Origin of the sequence: Pseudomonas nicosulfuronedens, assembly GCF_005877905.1 — a bacterium.
In the GTDB taxonomy this organism is placed as follows: domain Bacteria; phylum Pseudomonadota; class Gammaproteobacteria; order Pseudomonadales; family Pseudomonadaceae; genus Pseudomonas; species Pseudomonas nicosulfuronedens.
Window position 1 is genome coordinate 28,005 of sequence record NZ_SWDV01000028.1, and the last position, 13,905, is coordinate 41,909.

General features: G+C 67.0%; 12 protein-coding genes. 4 read left to right on the forward strand and 8 right to left on the reverse strand.

All coding sequences use genetic code 11. The features are described 5' to 3' along the window. Window positions 1-4 precede the first annotated feature (4 nt). The 5 genes from FAS41_RS20335 to FAS41_RS20355 form a co-directional block, all read right to left on the reverse strand. The gene (locus FAS41_RS20335; RefSeq protein WP_138525247.1) at window positions 5-457 is read right to left on the reverse strand and encodes a universal stress protein; all 453 of its coding nucleotides are present in this window, start codon (window positions 455-457) and stop codon (window positions 5-7) included. Between the two features lie 91 nt (window positions 458-548). Continuing rightward, window positions 549-1,589 (reverse strand): AraC family transcriptional regulator, encoded by a 1,041-nt coding sequence (locus FAS41_RS20340; protein WP_138525248.1) that lies wholly within the window; start codon window positions 1,587-1,589, stop codon window positions 549-551. A gap of 212 nt (window positions 1,590-1,801) precedes the next feature. Further along, window positions 1,802-3,010: a DSD1 family PLP-dependent enzyme gene (locus FAS41_RS20345; protein ID WP_171049524.1), complete on the reverse strand. Its 1,209-nt coding sequence runs from the start codon at window positions 3,008-3,010 to the stop codon at window positions 1,802-1,804. Between the two features lie 85 nt (window positions 3,011-3,095). Then, window positions 3,096-4,490 (reverse strand): D-arabinono-1,4-lactone oxidase, encoded by a 1,395-nt coding sequence (locus FAS41_RS20350; RefSeq protein WP_138525250.1) that lies wholly within the window; start codon window positions 4,488-4,490, stop codon window positions 3,096-3,098. A gap of 16 nt (window positions 4,491-4,506) precedes the next feature. Beyond that, a complete protein-coding gene (locus FAS41_RS20355; RefSeq protein ID WP_138525251.1) occupies window positions 4,507-4,875 on the reverse strand; it encodes a c-type cytochrome in 369 nt (122 codons plus the stop codon). Window positions 4,876-5,239: 364 nt separating this feature from the next. Between FAS41_RS20355 and FAS41_RS20360 the strand changes: the two genes are divergently transcribed. Genes FAS41_RS20360 through FAS41_RS20375 form a run of 4 tightly spaced genes read left to right on the forward strand, consistent with a single transcriptional unit; the run spans window position 5,240 to window position 10,384 of the window. After that, a complete protein-coding gene (locus FAS41_RS20360; protein ID WP_138525252.1) occupies window positions 5,240-5,722 on the forward strand; it encodes a formate dehydrogenase subunit gamma in 483 nt (160 codons plus the stop codon). Next, window positions 5,716-7,275: a formate dehydrogenase beta subunit gene (locus FAS41_RS20365; protein WP_138525253.1), complete on the forward strand. Its 1,560-nt coding sequence runs from the start codon at window positions 5,716-5,718 to the stop codon at window positions 7,273-7,275. Before FAS41_RS20360 ends, FAS41_RS20365 begins: the two co-directional genes overlap by 7 nt. After that, window positions 7,272-10,166, forward strand: a complete 2,895-nt coding sequence (gene fdhF / locus FAS41_RS20370) for a formate dehydrogenase subunit alpha (protein ID WP_138525254.1) — start codon at window positions 7,272-7,274, stop codon at window positions 10,164-10,166. Before FAS41_RS20365 ends, fdhF begins: the two co-directional genes overlap by 4 nt. After that, on the forward strand, window positions 10,163-10,384 hold the full coding sequence (locus FAS41_RS20375) for a formate dehydrogenase subunit delta (protein WP_138525255.1): 222 nt from the start codon (window positions 10,163-10,165) through the stop codon (window positions 10,382-10,384). The genes fdhF and FAS41_RS20375 overlap by 4 nt, the downstream gene beginning before the upstream one ends. A 17-nt stretch (window positions 10,385-10,401) precedes the next feature. Here the strand turns inward: FAS41_RS20375 and mrdA are convergent, their stop codons facing one another. The 3 genes from mrdA to FAS41_RS20390 all read right to left on the reverse strand — a co-directional run bounded on the left by mrdA (window position 10,402) and on the right by FAS41_RS20390 (window position 13,869). After that, window positions 10,402-12,294 carry a penicillin-binding protein 2 gene (gene mrdA / locus FAS41_RS20380; RefSeq protein WP_138525256.1) on the reverse strand — a complete coding sequence of 631 codons (1,893 nt, stop codon included), beginning with the start codon at window positions 12,292-12,294 and terminating at the stop codon, window positions 10,402-10,404. Between the two features lie 224 nt (window positions 12,295-12,518). Next, window positions 12,519-12,917, reverse strand: a complete 399-nt coding sequence (locus FAS41_RS20385) for a heme-binding protein (RefSeq protein WP_138525257.1) — start codon at window positions 12,915-12,917, stop codon at window positions 12,519-12,521. 52 nt (window positions 12,918-12,969) lie between these two features. After that, window positions 12,970-13,869 carry a DMT family transporter gene (locus FAS41_RS20390; protein ID WP_138525258.1) on the reverse strand — a complete coding sequence of 300 codons (900 nt, stop codon included), beginning with the start codon at window positions 13,867-13,869 and terminating at the stop codon, window positions 12,970-12,972. Between the last annotated feature and the right edge of the window lie 36 nt (window positions 13,870-13,905).

A 13,905-nucleotide genomic window follows, 5' to 3' on the forward strand; every position in this document is an offset into this window, starting at 1 on the left:
GTGTCTACTGGTCGCGTACCAGCAGCACCGGACGCTTGCTCGACTGCAGGACGCCTTCGGCCACGCTGCCCAGCATCAGGCGATGCACGCCACGGCGACTGTGGGTGCCCATGACGATGGCGTCGGCCTTGACGGCATCGGCCTCGGCCTCGATACGGTCGGCCACTTCCTCGCCGGTGGTCTCCATCGTGACCCGCTGGTAGGTGGCGGGCACGGCGTACTCCTCGGCCACCTCCCGCGCCTTGCTCAGGATGTCGTCAGCGGCCTTGAGCGCGGCGGCGTGCAGCGCCTCGGCGTCATAGTACTTGGCGTAGTAAGGCAGGTGCCCCAGCGGACGGTCGACGATGGTGATGACGTGCAGTTCACCGCCACTCAGGCGGACCAATCGTGCACCTTCGGCCAGGGCTCGGAGGGAAACGGGGCTGCCGTCGACGGCGGCCAGTACGTGCTCGTACATGCTGTGCTCCTCGTTGGTTGGGCAGTACGACCTTAACCGCGCGGGTCGGCAACGCCCTTGTGCCGTGTCAATGTATACGCCGGGAGTCGTCTCAGTGCGCCGGCACCGTCTCTTCGCGACAGGCGGACGGGCTCTGTCCGGTCCAGCGCTTGAAGGCCCGGCGGAAGCCGCGCACGTCGCTGTAGCCGAGCGCTTCGGCGATACGTTCGATGGGCATTCGAGGGTTGCTCAGCAGGCTCATGGCACGTGCGCGGCGGACCTTTTCCTGTAGCGCCTCGAAGGTCATCTGCTGCTCGCCCAGGCGCCGGCGCAGGGTGCGGCTGCTCATGTTGAGGTCGGCAGCGATCTTGTCGATCTGGCAACCCTCGGGCAGGTCGCGAAGGATGGCGCGTTCCACACTTTCCAGCAGCCCGGTTTTCTGTTGCTGTGGTGCGCCGACCGTCTCCAGGAGGTCAAGCGCCTGGCGCAGGGCGACGGGCTGGTGGCTGGGCAGTTGCAGGTCCAGCCAGTGACTGGCGATGAGCATGCGGTTACGTGCGCAACCAAATGCCAGGTTCGGGCCGAGCAGGCGTTGATACTCCGCCTCGTAGCTCGGCGCGGCATGGGTGAACTCGAACCGCAGGGGCTGGAAGGCGTTGCCGATCAGGGCGCGGTTGTACACCAGCACACTGGCAAAGAACTCCTCCACGGCGAAGATCTGCACGTCGGCGTAAGGCAGTCGGCACTCGACTTCAATGGCGCTTTCCTCGGGCCCTTCCAGCAGGTTGCACAGCGTCATGCCGCCCGTGGTGTGCTGGAAGCGCCGGCCCACCTCGAAGGCATCGCGCAGGGTCCTGCACAGCGACAGCACGTGGCCGAGCAAGCCGAGGGTGCCGAGTACATTATGGTCGCCCACCCAGAGGCCCAGGCCGCGCTCGGGCAACGCCTCCAGCGCGCGCTGGATCATGTTCACGGCCTGACGGTAGGAGATTCGCCGCGCCGGGTCCTGCAGTTCCTCGACGTTGAAGCCGAGCCCGAGGCACAGCCGCTCACCGCTCACGCCCTTGCTGCTGGCGACCTCGGCAAGGGTCTGCAGCAGGAAGGGCGAAACCTGGGCCAGATCGAGCTGGGCATCGACGGGGGAGCTGGGCATGGGACTGTTCTCGAACCGGGACGCCTGAAGTTCTTGTCATGGGCCGGTGCGCGGCGAGGCCATCATAACGTGGTCACGGGCGTTTCTGGTACGAGCGTAACAGAATATTACAGGGCGTCCGTCAGGCCCGGTCCTTCGGGCCACGAGCGTTTCGTGGACAGAAAAAACCCCAGGCCGGCAGCCTGGGGTTGTTCATCGAGCCGAACCGGAGCTCAGCTGTAGACAGGCCAGTGCTCGACGATGCGTCCTCCGCGCACCGCCAGCAGGTCGCCGAATTGCAGCAGGATCGACTCGGACTGGGTCGGGCGCAGGAACATCTGGTCATCCACCTTCAGGCCCACGGCGCTGGAGCCGTTGACCATCTCCTGGTTGGAGCTGCGTCCGTACAGGCCGTTGAACTGCAGTCCCCTGGGCGACTCGGGCTCGGCCATCCAGTTGCCGCCATAGACGAAGAAGGTCTCGCGCTGGTTGGGGTCCCACCAGGAGAACAGCTGCGATTTGCCGTCCAGCGCCGGAATCCGCACCGGGCCGGTGCTCTTGATGACCGGCGTGGCGATGAAGGCAGCCGGCTGGTGGTCCACCAGGGATGGCAGGTCATAGTGCGTCGGCTTGACCAGCGCCGAGCCCACCGACACCTCGGTGCTGGTGCGCTCGTTCTCATGCATCCGGTAACTCGGACTACCGGCGGTATTGAGCGTCAGCCCCGGCTTCCACAGCGGCGCATGGCGGGTGCGCGCGTAATCGACGAAGCCGTCGTAAAGCTGCATGACCTTGGCGAAAAGCTCCTCCGAGGAACCGAGGACTTCCGGCACGCCCATGCCGACGAAGGGGTCGTAGCCCATGAAGCCGGCGAACTCCAGGTGCTGCGGGTTGGCGCCGATGATCGTGAGCATCCGGTCCAGGGTGTCGTGGTCGGCCACGCCACCCCGGTGAAGCCCCACGTCCAGCTCGATATTGATCCGCAACCGGGTGTTGCGCCCTTGCGCCAGCGCCAGGTACTGCTGCAGGCGCTCGGGGGTGTCGAGCAGCCATTGCAGCTGGGTCGTCGGGTCGAACGAACCGCGAAGGTTCTCGTAGAACTGCTGCGCCGACCCCACCGGCAGCGGCTTGCCGAGCAGCAGGTCGGAATCGGGGAAACGCTCGGCATCGTGGTTGAGGAAGGGCTGGTGGAACGACATCATCCGCCGGGTGCCGGCACGCTGGGCGATGTAGTCGAGCAATTGCGGCGATGGCAGGGACTTCTCCACCACGCGCAGGTGTTTGCCGGTGCGGGCTACCGATTGCATCACCACGTCGACGTTGTGGTCCAGCCGGTCCAGGTCGATCAGCATCACCGGGCGCATCGGCCCGTGTTCGCGCAGCTCGCGGTTCAGCCGGGTGAAGTAGTCGTCGTACGGGGCGCCGTGGTCGCCCGGTCGCAGCCAGGCGCCGGCACCGGCGAGCAGGACGCCCGCGCCTGCCGCGCCGACGAGGAAATTGCGTCGTTTCATGGGTTGTTCTTCCTTGTCAGGCCACGCCCAGGATCGATGACAGGTGGGCATTGAGGAACTTGCCCTGCGGGTCCAGCTCGCGGCGCACCTCGGTGAACTCCTTCCAGCGCGGATACAGCGGTTGCAGCGTGCGCGCGTTCAGCGTGTGCAGCTTGCCCCAGTGCGGCCGGCCGGCGTACTTCCAGAAGATCGGTTCGACGGCGGCGAAGAAGTTGTGGTGGTCCATGCTGTAGTGCTGGTGCACGGAGATGGAGCAGCTGTCGCGCCCCTCGAACATGCTCAGGGGAATGTCGTCGGCTTTCACGTAGCGGTATTCGATGGGGAACCAGGTGCGCAGGTCCTTGTCGTTGATCAGCTTGAGTATCTCGCGCAGGCAGGCCGGGCCGTGTTCGGCGGGCACGGAGTATTCCATCTCGTTGAAGCGCACATTGCGCACGTTGGCGAAGATGTCGTAGGAGTCGCCGACCCGGTCGTCGAAGCTGGCGACATGGCGCAGGCTATTGAGCAGGAAGCGCCGCGCAGCGGGGAAGTCGCTGCCGTACTTGTCGAGGTTCTCGATGATGCTGACATAGCCGTTGCCGCCCTCCTCGGCCGGGTCCAGCGGCGGCGTGGCCGGGTCCTCGGTCTCGTTCAGGGCGATGGACAGCGCGTAGTCGGAATGGGTGAGCACCTGCATTTCCCAGTGCTGGTTCTCGCGGGTGTTCTTCTCCACGTCCTCCAGCAGTTCTTCGGTACTGGCGATCCACTGCCGTTCGCGCAGGCGAAAGGCCGCGCGGTTCTGCAAGCGCACTCGGGTAGCGACACCGAAGGCGCCGAGGGACACCCGCGCGGCGTTGAACACCTCGGGATGCCGCTGGGCGTCGCAATCCAGCACCTCGCCACTGGCGGTCACCAGTTGCAGGCCGGTCACGCGGGTGGAATAGGAACCGAAGCCGACGCCGGTGCCGTGGGTCGAGGTGGAGATCGCCCCGGCCAGGGTCTGGTAGTCGATGTCCGACATGTTCGGCAGCGCTTGGCCGATCTCCTTCAGCGCCGGCCCCATGAGCGACATGGGCGTACCGGCAGCGAACTCCGCCTGCAGCGTGGCGGCATCGTGGCCGAGCAGACCGTTGAAGTAAGCCAGCGAGACCAGCGTGCCATCCGTGGGCACCAGAGCGCTGAAGGAATGCGCCGAGCCGACCGGACGCACCTTGCCCTCGGCCTGGCGGATGACCTGGACCAGTTCGTCGAGACTCTGCGGGGCCAGCCGCGCCGCTGGCAGGCAACTCTGCCCGCCGGACCAGTTGTGCCAGGGGATCAGCCGTGGCGCACGGGCCAGTTCGGCTGCCAACGGGCTGGTCGACAGCGCGACGAAAGCGCCGGCAATACCGGCGTTTTGCAGGAGCTGGCGCCGGGTAAGTTGAATAGGCATCGAAGGAACCCCGCGCTTACTGGATCGTCTGGCCGGACATGAAGGAGATCAGCGCGAGGAATTGCTCCTCGGAACACTGCATGCACATGCCCATCGGTGGCATGCCCTTGAAGCCGTTGATGCTGTGGTCCAACAGGCTGTCGGCGCCCTGGGCGACACGCGGCTGCCAGGCTTTCGCGTCACCGGTCTGCGGCGCTCCGGAGGCCGGGTTGGCGTGGCAGAGCTTGCAGCTGCTGTCATAGACCTTCGCCAGGGCAGGATCAGCAGGCGCCAGGGCGGCGGTGTTGTGGGTGGTTGTCGGCGCGGCATCGTCACCACAACCGCCGAGCAGAGCGGACAAGGCCAGCAAGGCAAAAGCGAACCAGGGTGTTGCAGGTTTGTGCATGGAACCCCCTTTTCTCCCCGTACGCGACGGCACGGATTCTTGTTGTCATGGGTAGCCGGCAGGTTAAGCCAGGCGCCAGTCGTGCCCGAGGGCATTACCGGCCAAAAAGGGGGTTCTGAGCGGACAGCATGGCAGCTTTGCCCCTCTGTCGGTTTCAGGATGCGCAGGGTCGCTGCGGTGCAATCCTTGAACACAAGGGATGGCAAGCTTCCATACTGTCGAGGACCAGGCGCGCCCAGATGCCTGGCCGGAGAATAAGAATGGCGCCCCGAACAGCCACGCAGACCGTGACGTGGCCGGTACGCCGCAGCCGAAGGTTTTCGGCCCCTGCCCCGGCAGCGGCCGTGATATCGAGGTGCGCTGTATGCCTGATGATTCGCTTCACCTGCCCCTGATCCACGATGTGCTGGAACGTCTCAAGGCCACGCCCGGCGCCCTGCTGCCGGTGCTCCATGCCATCCAGGACTGCGTCGGCTACATCCCCGACGATGCCCTCCCCGAGATTGCCCACGCCCTGAACCTCAGCGTCGCCGAGGTGCGTGGGGTAATCAGCTTCTACCACGACTTCCGCACCTCACCTCCGGCCCGTCACACGCTGCGCCTGTGCCGGGCAGAGTCCTGCCAGAGCCGGGGCGCCGAAGCCCTGGCTGCACAGTTGCGCGAACAGCTCGAACTGGACGACCACGGCACCAGCGCCGACGGCCGCATTGCCCTGCGCCCGGTCTACTGCCTGGGCGCCTGCGCCTGCTCGCCAGCGCTGGAACTGGACGGCCGGGTGCATGCGCGCCTCACCCCCGAGCGCCTGCGCAAGCTGGTGAACGGCTGCCGGGAGGACGCCAAATGCTGAAGCTGTTCATCCCCTGCGATTCGGTGGCCCGTGCGGTGGGCGCCGACGAGGTGACCGACGCCCTGGTCGCCGAAGCCGAGCGCCGCCAGTTGCCGCTGGACATCCAGCGCACCAGCTCGCGTGGCCTTTACTGGCTGGAACCACTGCTGGAGCTGGACAGCGACGCCGGCCGGCTGGGCTTCGGTCCGCTGACGGCGGAAGACGTGCCCGCCCTGCTCGATGCCCTGTCCGGCGACGCGACCAACCATCCTCTGGCCCTTGGGCGGGTGGAAGAACTGCCCTACCTGAAGAGCCAGCAGCGCCTGCTCTTCTCCCGTGCCGGCATCACCCGGCCACTGTCGCTGGACGACTACCGCGCCCACGGCGGCTTCGAAGGGCTGGCCCGCGCCATCGGCCTGGATGGCGCCGACGTCGTCGCCGCGGTGCTCGACTCCGGCCTGCGCGGCCGTGGCGGCGCGGCCTTTCCCGCCGGCATCAAGTGGCGCACCGTGCGTGACGCCCCAGGCCCGCAGAAGTATGTGGTGTGCAACGCCGACGAAGGCGACTCCGGCACCTTCGCCGACCGCATGCTGATGGAGGGCGACCCCTTCCTGCTGATCGAGGGCATGGCCATCGCCGGCCTCGCCGTCGGCGCGACCATGGGCTACGTGTATGTGCGCTCGGAATACCCGGACGCCATTGCCACCCTCAACCAGGCGCTGAAGCTCGCCCGTGACGCCGGCTACCTCGGTGAAGACGTCTGCGGCAGCGGCCGCGCCTTCGAGCTGGAAGTGCGGGTTGGCGCCGGCGCCTATATCTGCGGCGAGGAAACCGCCCTGCTGGATTCACTGGAAGGCAAGCGCGGCGTGGTCCGTGCCAAGCCGCCGTTGCCCGCGCTGCAAGGCTTGTTCGGCCTGCCGACGCTGGTGCACAACGTGCTCACCCTGGCCTCGGTACCGGTCATCCTGGCCAGAGGCGCGCCGTTCTACCGCGACTTCGGCATGGGCCGTTCGCTGGGCACCATGCCCTTCCAGCTGGCCGGCAATGTCCGCCACGGCGGGCTGGTGGAACGCGCCTTCGGCCTGACCCTGCGCGAGCTGGTGGAAGACTACGGCGGTGGCACCGCCAGTGGCCGCCCGCTGAAGGCCGCGCAGGTGGGCGGACCGCTGGGCGCCTGGGTGCCACCATCGCAGTTCGACACCCCGCTGGATTACGAGGCCTTCGCTGCCGTCGGCGCCATGCTCGGTCACGGCGGCGTGGTGGTCGCCGACGACAGCCTGGACATGGCGCGCATGGCACGCTTCGCCCTGCAGTTCTGCGCCGAGGAATCCTGCGGCAAGTGCACGCCCTGCCGCATCGGCTCGACCCGTGGCGTGGAGGTGGTGGACCGGCTGATCGCCACCACCGATATCAGCGCCCGCCAGCAGCAGGCGCAATTGCTCGGCGACCTCTGCGACACCTTGCAATACGGCTCGCTCTGCGCCCTCGGCGGGATGACCGCCTTCCCCGTGGCCAGTGCCCTCAAGCACTTCCCCGCCGACTTCGGTCTGGCGACTTCGGAGGCCGACTCGTGATCAATTTCTTCGATCCCGCAACGTCCAGCACGAGTGATATCGACCTCGGCACACCCGCCCGCGACAGCGCCGTGCAGGTCAGCCTGAACATCGACGGGCGCGAAATCAGCGTGCCCGCCGGTACCTCGGTGATGCGCGCTGCAGCCCTGTTGGGCACCAGCATTCCGAAACTCTGCGCCACCGACAGCCTGGAAGCCTTCGGCTCGTGCCGCATGTGCCTGGTGGAAATAGACGGCATGCGCGGCTACCCGGCCTCCTGCACCACGCCGGTAAGCGAAGGCATGGTGGTACGCACGCAGACGCCAAAACTGGCGAACCTGCGCCGCAACGTGATGGAACTGTACATCTCCGACCACCCGCTGGACTGCCTGACCTGCTCGGCCAACGGCAACTGCGAGTTGCAGACCGTCGCCGGTCAGGTCGGCCTGCGCGAGGTGCGCTACGGCTACGATGGCGCCAATCACCTGGAGGACGCCAAGGACGTCTCCAACCCCTACTTCGACTACGACCCGAGCAAGTGCATCGTCTGCAACCGCTGCGTGCGCGCCTGCGAGGAAACCCAGGGCACCTTCGCCCTGACCATCGAGGGGCGCGGCTTCGAGTCCCGCGTGGCGGCGGCCGGCGGCGAGAACTTCCTCGATTCCGAGTGCGTTTCCTGCGGCGCCTGCGTGCAGGCCTGCCCCACCGCCACGCTGATGGAAAAGAGCGTGGTCGAGATCGGCCAGCCGGACCGCGCTGTCATCACCACCTGCGCCTACTGCGGAGTGGGCTGCTCCTTCCGCGCCGAGATGAAGGGCAACCAGCTGGTGCGTATGGTCCCGGACAAGAACGGCCAGGCCAACCACGGCCACTCCTGCGTCAAGGGCCGCTTCGCCTGGGGCTATGCCACGCACCCGGACCGCATCACCAAGCCAATGATCCGCCAGCACATCAGCGATCCCTGGCAGGAAGTCAGCTGGGACGAGGCGGTCACCTACGCCGCCAGCGAATTCCGGCGCATCCAGACGAAGTACGGGCGCGACTCCATCGGCGGCATCACCTCCAGCCGCTGCACCAACGAAGAGACCTACCTGGTACAGAAACTGGTGCGCGCGGCGTTCGGCAACAACAACGTCGATACTTGTGCGCGGGTCTGCCACTCGCCCACCGGCTACGGCCTGAAGCAGACCCTGGGCGAGTCTGCCGGCACCCAGAGCTTCGACTCGGTGATGCACTCCGACGTGGTGCTGGTGATGGGCGCCAACCCCACCGACGCGCACCCGGTGTTCGGCTCGCAGCTCAAGCGTCGCCTGCGCCAGGGCGCGCAGCTGATCGTCATCGACCCGCGGCGCATCGACCTGGTCGACTCGCCCCACGCCCGCGCCGAGCTGCACCTGCAACTGCGCCCCGGCACCAACGTCGCCATGCTCAACGCCCTGGCCCACGTCATCGTCACCGAGGGGCTGGTCAAGCAGGACTTCGTCGATGCGCGCTGCGAGGCCAGCGACTTCATCCGCTGGCGCGATTTCGTCAGCCTGCCGGAGAACGCCCCGGAAGTGCTCGGCCCGGTCTGCGGCGTGCCGGCCGAAGAGATCCGCGCCGCCGCCCGCCTTTACGCCACCGGCGGCAACGCGGCGATCTACTACGGCCTGGGCGTCACCGAACACAGCCAGGGCAGCACCGCGGTGATGGGGATCGCCAACCTCGCCATGGCCACCGGCAACGTCGGCCGCGAAGGCGTCGGGGTGAACCCGCTGCGCGGCCAGAACAACGTGCAGGGCTCCTGCGACATGGGCTCCTTCCCCCATGAGCTGCCCGGCTACCGGCACATTTCCAACCAGACCGTACGCAGCCAGTTCGAACAGGCCTGGGGCGTGACCCTGCAGCCCGATCCCGGCCTGCGCATCCCCAACATGTTCGAAGCGGCGCTGGGCGGCACCTTCAAGGCGTTGTACTGCCAGGGCGAGGACATCGCGCAGAGCGACCCCAACACCCAGCACGTCACCGCCGCCCTCTCCGCCATGGAGTGCGTGGTGGTGCAGGACATCTTCCTCAACGAAACCGCCAAGTTCGCCCACGTGTTCCTGCCGGGCAGCTCCTTCCTGGAAAAGGACGGCACCTTCACCAACGCCGAGCGTCGTATCTCCCGCGTGCGCAAGGTTATGGAACCACTGGGCGGCAAGGCCGACTGGGAAGCCACCGTGGCCCTGGCCAATGCCCTGGGCTACCCGATGGACTACACCCACCCGTCGCAGATCATGGACGAGATCGCCCGCCTGACGCCGACCTTCACCCGCGTCAGCTACGCCGAACTGGACCGCCACGGCAGCCTGCAGTGGCCGTGCAACGACGCCGCACCCGACGGCACCCCGACCATGCACATCGAGCAGTTCGTGCGCGGCAAGGGGCGCTTCATGCTCACCGGCTACGTGCCCACCGAAGAGAAGGTCAACGCCCGCTACCCCCTGCTGCTCACCACCGGGCGCATCCTCAGCCAGTACAACGTCGGCGCCCAGACCCGGCGCACCGACAACGTCGCCTGGCATGAGGAAGACCGCCTGGAAATCCACGCCAGCGATGCCGAGAGCCGAGGCATCAACGACGGCGACTGGGTTGGCGTGGGCAGCCGCGCGGGGCAGACGGTGCTGCGCGCCAAGGTCAGCGAGCGCGTGGCGCCGGGAGTGGTCTACACGACCTTCCACTTCCCCGAATCGGGCGCCAACGTGATCACCACCGACAACTCCGACTGGGCCACCAACTGCCCGGAATACAAGGTCACGGCAGTGGAAGTGGTGCGCGTGTTCCAGCCATCGGAATGGCAGAAGCGCTACCAGGCGTTCAGTGACGAGCAACGGCGCCTGCTCAAGGACCGCCGCCACGCCCAAGCCGCGCAAGCCGAGGTGCGCCGATGAGCGTCGAGAACCTGATCAAGATGGCCAACCAGATCGGCCAGTACTTCTCCACCGAGTCGGACCACAAGCTGGCGGTTCACGGCGTTCGGCAGCACCTGCAGAACTTCTGGACGCCGGCCATGCGCCGCGAGCTCAAGGACTGGCAGGATCAGAACCCCGGCGACGAGCTGCACGCTCTGGTGCGGGCGGCACTGGCGGAGCCGGCAGCTCAGGCCTAGCCGGGCTCCGCAGGACCTCAGGCGTGCTTGCCTGAGGCCGTCTCGGCCGGCACGGCGTACTGCGGCTTGAGCTTGCCGTCCTGGTCGAGCAGCCACGCATCCATGATCTCGCGCACCACCGGCCCGGCCACGCGGCCGCCGGCCTCGCCGTTCTCGATGGTCACCGAGACCACGATGGACGGTTCGCTGGCCGGAGCAAAACCGACGAACAACGCGTTGTCGCGGTGCCGCTCCTGGGTCTTCAGGCGGTTGTAGCGCTCGCCCTGGCGGATCGCGACGATCTGCGCGGTGCCGCTCTTGCCGGCGATGCGGTACTGCGCACCCTGCCCCGCAGCTCGCGCGCCGCCGCCCGGATCGTGCATCACCAGCTGCATGCCGTAGTTCACCGCGTCCCAGTCGTGGGGGTTGCTCAGGTGGATGTCGGGCATGGGATGGGCATCGACAACGTCTTCGCCGCCTACCGACTCGGCCAGCCGCGGACGGTGCCAGGCACCCTTGCTGGCAATCAGCGAGGTCGCTTCGGCGAGTTGCAGCGGCGTCACCTGCATGTAGCCCTGGCCGATGCCAAGGATCACCGTCTCGCCGGGGAACCAGGCCTGGCGGCGGGTAGCGCGTTTCCACTCGCGGGACGGCATCAGGCCGGGAGATTCCTCGGCCATGTCGATGGAGACCTTGCTACCCAGCCCGAAGCGCGTCAGGTAGTCGTGCATGCGGTCGATGCCGAGCTTGTGCGCAACGTCGTAGAAGTAGGTGTCGTTGGAGCGCTTGATGGCCGTGCCCAGATCCACCCAGCCGTCGCCGCTGTGGTTCCAGTTGCGGTACTTGTGGTCGTAGTTGGGCAGCTGGAAGTAGCCCGGATCGAAGACCCGCGTGGCCGGTGTGATGGTGCCGGTATCCAGCCCGGCGATGGCCACCACCGGCTTGATGGTCGAGCCCGGCGAATAGAGTCCGCGCAGCGCCCGGTTGAACAGCGGCCGGTCGATGGAATCGCGCAGCTCGGCATATTGCGCAGAGCTGATGCCGTTGACGAACAGGTTCGGGTCGAAGCTCGGGTTGCTGACCATCGCCAGCACCTGGCCGGTGTTCGGGTCCAGCGCCACCACCGAGCCACGGCGATCGCCCAGGGCCTTCTCGGCGGCGACCTGCAGGTCCACGTCCAGGCCGAGCACGATGTTCTCGCCGGCCACCGGCGGCACCTTCTTCAGCACGCGCATGACGCGGCCCTGGGCGTTGGTTTCGACTTCCTCGTAGCCGACGTGGCCATGCAGCTGCGGCTCGTAGAAGTGCTCGATACCGGTCTTGCCGACGTACTCGGTGCCCCGGTACTCGGTGCTGTCCAGGCGCGCCGCCTCGCGTTCGTTGATCCGCCCGACGAAGCCGACCGAGTGGGCGAAGTGCTCGCCATAGGGGTAGTGGCGGACGAACTCGGCATCCACATCGATGCCCGGCAGCTTGTAGCGGTTGACCTCGATGAGGGCGATCTGCTCCTCGCTCAGGTCGTGCAGCAGGGTCACCGGTTCGAAGGGATGGCGGCTCTTCTTCAGCGCCTTGTCGCACTGCAGGCGCTGCTCGGGGCTCAGGTGAAGGATATCGGTCACCTGGTCGAGCACCACCTGGGAATTGCCGGCGCGCTCGCGGGTCAGGGTGAGGTTGAAGCTGGGCAGGTTCTCGGCGAGCACCTTGCCATTGCGGTCGAAGATCAGCCCGCGTTCCGGGGGGATCGGCAGGACATGGATGCGGTTGTTCTCGGAGACAGTGGCGTTGGTCGCGTAGTCGGTGACCTGGAGGAAATACAGCCTCGCCACCAGGGTCACGCTCATCAGGGCCACCAGCGCGCCGCAGGCGATCAGGCGGCGGTTGACCAGCATCGACTCCTGCTGGTGGTCCTTGAGTTTGATCGGATCGTGCATCGGGATTCCAGAAGGCCCCATCGACCCGGCGGAAAGCGTTTCGCCCTTGCCGTGCAAGGGAGCTTTCCAATCGATGCGGCCTGTTTGCAGCAGAGCGGGAAAGGAAGAAACCGGCAGTGCCCGGCGTGGAGCGATCACGCGTCGGCAGGCAGTCCGGCGCGGCATGGTAGCAGACTGGCCGGGCGGATTCTGACCGGCAGTCGAGGCGTCGGCCTTTCACCTCCTCAGAGCCCAGCGACCCCCGCTCGCGCCACTTGCGCGTCCTGCTCGGCCCTGACGCCGGAAACTCCCACGGCACCGACTACCTGCCCACCTACCAGGATCGGCACGCCGCCTTCGAGGGAGGTCAGCAGCGGCGCGCTGAGGAAAGCGCTGCGACCGCCATTGACCATGTTTTCGTACTCACGGGTTTCGCGTCGGCCGATGGCGGCGCTGCGGGCCTTCTCGGTGGCGATGTAGGCGCTGGCCTGGGCACAACCGTCCAGGCGCACCAGTGCCAGCGGGTGCCCGCCATCGTCCGCTACGGCGATGCAGACCGCCCAGCCCTGGCGCCGGGCTTCGTCGGTGGCGGCAGCGACGATGCGGGTGACGTCGGTCTGCTCGAGTACGGCTTTGTGTTGCATGGCATCTCTCTTGAACGGTCTCGTGAACGGCGCGCAGCACCGAGGGGAAGAATCAGACCACCGAGCCTTCCGGCGGCTGCTCCAGCACCGCCACGACCACGGCACTGCCGACGATCAGCACGATGCCAACCAGCGACAGCAGGCTGAGCACCTCGCCCCAGATCAGGTAGCCGAGCAGGCTTGCCCAGATGATGCTGGTGTAGGTGTACGGCGCCAGCGTAGCGGCATGGGCACGGCGTACGGCGATGGTGAACAGCAGTTGCCCGAGGGTCGCGAGCAGGCCGAGGGCGAGCATCAGGCCCAGGTCCGGCAAGCTCGGCGTGCTCCAGGAAAACGGCAGCGTGGTGCCGGTGACCAGCGTGCCGACCACGGTGAAATACAGCACCGTGGTGGTGGAGTCGTCGGTCGCGCGGATGCGGCGGATCTGGATCATCGACAACGCCCCGAAGAAAGCGCTGGCCACCAGCAGGCCCGGCCCGAGCAGGCTGGCCTCGGCGTTGTCCGGCTTGACCACCATCAGCACACCGATGAAGCCCAGCACCGCCGCCAGCGCGTTGCGCGGCAGCAGGCGTTCACCCAGCAGCAGCGGCGCCAGCACGATCACCAGCAGCGCCTCGGAATAGGCGATGGAAATCGCCTCGCTCAGCGGCACGTAGGGCAACCCGGCAAAGAACAGCGCCGAAGAGCCCAGCAGCGTCACCGCGCGGATGCTCTGCCCGCGCACGTCCAGCTGCCGCCAACGCTCAGCCAGCGGACGGCCGCGCAGGCAGAGGAGAAACGCCGGCAGCACGCCGAAAGCCATGCGGAAGAAGGTCACCTCGTTGGCCGGGTACTTCAGCGCCACCACCTTGGCCAGCGCATCCACCACGGCGAAACAGAACATCGACAACAGCATCAGGCCCACGCTGCGCATGGCATGGCTGCGAGGGGCGACAAGGGTCAGCTGGGGCATGTCGTGATCTCCTGTTTCGAGGGTGGATGGATGCGC

What these genes read in the sequence shown, in the direction of transcription:
- FAS41_RS20335 (WP_138525247.1), bottom strand. Translation starts at nt 457, where the DNA reads ATGTACGAGCACGTACTGGCCGCCGTCGACGGCAGCCCCGTTTCCCTC.
- FAS41_RS20340 (WP_138525248.1), bottom strand. Translation starts at nt 1,589, where the DNA reads ATGCCCAGCTCCCCCGTCGATGCCCAGCTCGATCTGGCCCAGGTTTCG.
- FAS41_RS20350 (WP_138525250.1), bottom strand. Translation starts at nt 4,490, where the DNA reads ATGCCTATTCAACTTACCCGGCGCCAGCTCCTGCAAAACGCCGGTATT.
- FAS41_RS20355 (WP_138525251.1), bottom strand. Translation starts at nt 4,875, where the DNA reads ATGCACAAACCTGCAACACCCTGGTTCGCTTTTGCCTTGCTGGCCTTG.
- FAS41_RS20360 (WP_138525252.1), top strand. Translation starts at nt 5,240, where the DNA reads ATGCCTGATGATTCGCTTCACCTGCCCCTGATCCACGATGTGCTGGAA.
- FAS41_RS20365 (WP_138525253.1), top strand. Translation starts at nt 5,716, where the DNA reads ATGCTGAAGCTGTTCATCCCCTGCGATTCGGTGGCCCGTGCGGTGGGC.
- FAS41_RS20375 (WP_138525255.1), top strand. Translation starts at nt 10,163, where the DNA reads ATGAGCGTCGAGAACCTGATCAAGATGGCCAACCAGATCGGCCAGTAC.
- mrdA (WP_138525256.1), bottom strand. Translation starts at nt 12,294, where the DNA reads ATGCACGATCCGATCAAACTCAAGGACCACCAGCAGGAGTCGATGCTG.
- FAS41_RS20385 (WP_138525257.1), bottom strand. Translation starts at nt 12,917, where the DNA reads ATGCAACACAAAGCCGTACTCGAGCAGACCGACGTCACCCGCATCGTC.
- FAS41_RS20390 (WP_138525258.1), bottom strand. Translation starts at nt 13,869, where the DNA reads ATGCCCCAGCTGACCCTTGTCGCCCCTCGCAGCCATGCCATGCGCAGC.